The following is a 459-nucleotide window of genomic DNA, read 5'->3' on the forward strand; positions in this document are numbered from 1 at the left end:
GGCATAACGTGTATTCTTTATACCAACAGAACCAAAGTAAACCGCTACTACATAAAAAGTAGTATCAGACGCACCCTGAAAAACACCCGATAATTTACTGGCAAATGAATCTGGTCCGCTAGAAATCATAGTGCTTACCATCATTCCTCGGGCAGCACCACCACTTAAAGGCCTGATCAAAGCTGTGGGCAGCGCATCAACAAATTTGGTGTCGGCTCCAAAAAACACAAACATGTTTTTAATCCCGCTCATGATTACATCAAAAGTTCCACTGGTTCTGAGCATGCTTACCGCAACTAAAATTCCAACTAAATAGGGGATAATTTTCAGTGCAGTTTCAAATCCGCCTTTGGCGCCATCAATAAACGCATCAAAAACATCAATTTTTTTATATAGTGCACCCAATACAATCAATAAAAAGATCAATAAAATTATTCCACCGCTTAATAAGCCTGAAAA

1 protein-coding gene is annotated in these 459 nt (G+C 39.0%); it reads right to left on the bottom strand.

All coding sequences use genetic code 11. The annotated features are described in order from the left end of the window. A partial coding sequence (locus tag AC1DND_RS29425; RefSeq protein WP_477586575.1) for a spore maturation protein occupies positions 1-459 on the bottom strand: 459 nt, incomplete at both ends.

It is taken from the genome of Pedobacter sp. 01N416 (assembly GCF_056399685.1).